Below are 3009 nucleotides of genomic sequence, written 5' to 3'. Positions count from 1 at the left end.
GCGCGCTGCTCGCAATATGCGGCGAACGCGCGTTGCTCGAACGCGCGCAGCATTATTTGCCCTTCCCGCTCGCGGCCGATCCGGCGCTCGCCGGCTGGCGCCGCACGCACACCGCACCGGCGCTGCGTTTCGGCGTGCGTCCGTCGCTCGATGCGGCGCGCTGCAACGTCGGCGCGCAATTCGTGCTCGGCCGGCTCGATGCATCGCAACTGGAACAGCTCGCCGCGCTGGCCGAAACCGACGGCGACAGCACGCTGTCGATGACGCCATGGCAAGGCGTGTTCCTGCATCGCGTATCGCGCGAACGCGCGCCGGCCACGCTCGATGCGCTCGCGTCGCTCGGCCTCGTCTGCGTGTCGTCCGACCCGCTGGCGACGCTCGTTGCATGCACCGGCAGCGCGGGCTGCGCGAAGGCGCACGCCGACACGAAACACGACGCGCTCGCGCTCGCCGCGCGCATCGGCCATGCGGTCGACGTGCACCTGACCGGCTGCGAACGCCACTGCGCGCTGCCGCATCCCGCGACGTACACGCTCGTCGCGGTTGCGCCCGCGCACTATGACCTTTACCGGCGCGACGCCGCTGCGGGCCTTGGCGCCCCGCTCGCGCGCCATCTGACGATTGACCAGGCCGCGGCCCGTTTGACGGGCACGCGGCACAGCCAGGACACCACCGATGCTTGACTACATTCGCGACGGGCAGGAAATCTACCGCCAGTCGTTCGCGACGATCCGCGCCGAGGCCGACCTGTCGCAGGTTCCGCCCGACCTCGAGAAACTCGCGGTGCGCGTGATCCATGCGTGCGGGATGGTCGACGTCGTCTACGACCTGCGCTTCTCGGCCGGTGCCGGCGCGGCGGGCCGCACGGCCCTTGCGGCCGGCGCGCCGATCCTGTGCGACGCAAGAATGGTCGCCGAAGGCATCACGCGTGCGCGGCTGCCGGCCGACAACCGCGTGATCTGCACGCTCGGCGAGCCCGAGGTGCCCGATCTCGCGCGACATCTCGGCAACACGCGTTCGGCCGCCGCGCTCGAACTGTGGCGTCCGCATCTCGCGGGCAGCGTCGTCGTGATCGGCAATGCGCCGACCGCGCTGTTCCACCTGCTCGACATGATCGATGCAGGCGCGCCGCGCCCCGCTCTGATCCTCGGTTTCCCGGTCGGCTTCATCGGCGCGGCCGAATCGAAGGCACTGCTCGATGCCGACAGCCGCGGCGTGCCGTACGTCGCGCTGCTCGGCCGGCGCGGCGGCAGCGCGATGGCGGCGGCGGCGGTCAATGCGCTCGCGACGGAGGTCGAATGACGACCGCGCGCGGACGCCTGTTCGGGGTCGGCGTCGGCCCCGGCGATCCTGAACTGATGACGATCAAGGCGCTGCGCGTGCTGCAGGCCGCGCCCGTGGTCGCGTACTTCGTCGCGAAGGGCAAGAAAGGCAATGCGTACGGCATCGTCGAAGCGCATCTGCAGGACGCGCAGACGCAACTGCCGCTCGTCTATCCGGTGACGACCGAGGCGCTGCCGCCGCCGCTGTGCTACGAGACGGTGATCGCCGACTTCTACGATACGGCCGCCGAGATCGTTGCCGCGCACCTCGATGCAGGGCGCGACGTCGCGGTGATCTGCGAAGGCGATCCGTTCTTCTACGGCTCGTACATGTACCTGCATGACCGCCTTGCGCCGCGCTACGACACCGAGGTGATCCCCGGCGTATGCGCGATGCTCGGCGGCACGGCCGTGCTCGGCCAGCCGCTTGTCTATCGCAACCAGAGTCTGTCGGTGCTGTCGGGCGTGCTGCCCGAGCATGAATTGCGCACGCGGCTCGCGCAGGCCGACGCGGCCGTCGTGATGAAGCTCGGTCGCAATTTCGACAAGGTGCGGCGTGTGCTCGACGAGCTGGGGCTCGCGAAGCGCGCGCTGTATGTCGAGCGCGCGACGATGGCGAGCCAGCGCATCGTGCCGCTCGACGAAGTCGATCCGATGGCGTCGCCGTATTTCTCGCTGCTCGTCGTGCCGGGGGAAAAATGGCAAGGATGACGACTCCGCCCGCGATCGTGATTCTCGGCGCGGGCGCGCTCGATACCGCGCGGCGCATCCAGGCGCGCTATCCGGGTGCACTCGTGCATGGCCTCGCAGCGCGCGTCGCGGCCGACGTGCCGTTCGACGATCTCGGCGCGCACCTGCGTGAACTCTATGCACGCGGGCTGCCGATCGTCGCGCTGTGCGCGGCCGGCATCGTGATCCGCTGCATCGCCCCTGCACTGGCCGACAAGGGCGTCGAGCCGCCCGTGCTCGCGGTGGCGGAAGACGGTTCGGCCGTCGTGCCGCTGCTCGGCGGACTGACAGGTGTCAACGTGATGGCGCGAGAAATCGCCGCATGCGTTGGTGTTGCACCGGCGATCACGACCAGCGGCGAACTGCGTTTCGGCGCGTGCGTGCTCAATCCGCCGGAAGGCTATGCGCTCGCCGATCTCGCGCAGGGCAAGCGCTTTGTGTCCGATCTGCTCGCGGGCGCGTCGACGCGCATCGACAGCGCGGCGCCGTGGCTCGAAGATGTCGCGCTGCCGCGCGACGATGCGGCCGCGCACGCGATCCGTGTGACTCCCGATGCATGGCGCGGCACGCGCGACGAACTGGTGATTCATCCGCGCAGCGTGGTGGTCGGCGTCGATGCGCAGGCTATCCACGGCGATGAAGCGCTCGCTGCGCGCATCGACGCCGCTCTCGATGCGCAAGGTCTCGCGCGGCTGGCGCTCGCGGCCATCGTCGCGCCCGCATCGGCAATCGGTGATGGCGTGCTTGAAGAAGCGGCGCAAACGCTCGACGTGCCGTTGCGCTTCGTCGATGCCGGCGGTGACGGCGACGTACCCACCGATGCGGCCGCCGCACTGCTCGACCGCGCATTGCGCGTCGCACACACGCTGCGTGCCACGACGAACGGCATCGCATGCGCGGTTGCGTCGCATCCGGTCGATCCTGCCACGCTCGGCCGTGCGCGCGGCCGCCTGACGGA

At 70.0% G+C, this 3009-nt stretch carries 2 protein-coding genes and 2 pseudogenes; all 4 read left to right on the top strand.

All coding sequences use genetic code 11. The annotated features are described in order from the left end of the window. A pseudogene (locus G3O06_RS47470) lies at positions 1-683 on the top strand (precorrin-3B synthase); the annotation flags it as partial. Next, positions 676-1302 carry a precorrin-8X methylmutase gene (locus G3O06_RS47465; RefSeq protein WP_205820218.1) on the top strand — a complete coding sequence of 209 codons (627 nt, stop codon included), beginning with the start codon at positions 676-678 and terminating at the stop codon, positions 1300-1302. The pseudogene G3O06_RS47470 and the gene G3O06_RS47465, both read left to right, overlap by 8 nt. Beyond that, positions 1299-2033, top strand: a complete 735-nt coding sequence (locus G3O06_RS47460; RefSeq protein WP_205820216.1) for a precorrin-2 C(20)-methyltransferase — start codon at positions 1299-1301, stop codon at positions 2031-2033. The genes G3O06_RS47465 and G3O06_RS47460 overlap by 4 nt, the downstream gene beginning before the upstream one ends. After that, positions 2030-3009, top strand: a pseudogene (locus tag G3O06_RS47455) (cobalt-precorrin 5A hydrolase); the annotation flags it as partial. The gene G3O06_RS47460 and the pseudogene G3O06_RS47455, both read left to right, overlap by 4 nt.

It is taken from the genome of Burkholderia sp. Ac-20345, assembly GCF_017104825.1.
Lineage (GTDB): Bacteria > Pseudomonadota > Gammaproteobacteria > Burkholderiales > Burkholderiaceae > Burkholderia > Burkholderia lata_B.
This window is presented reverse-complemented; position numbering and strand designations above follow the sequence as displayed.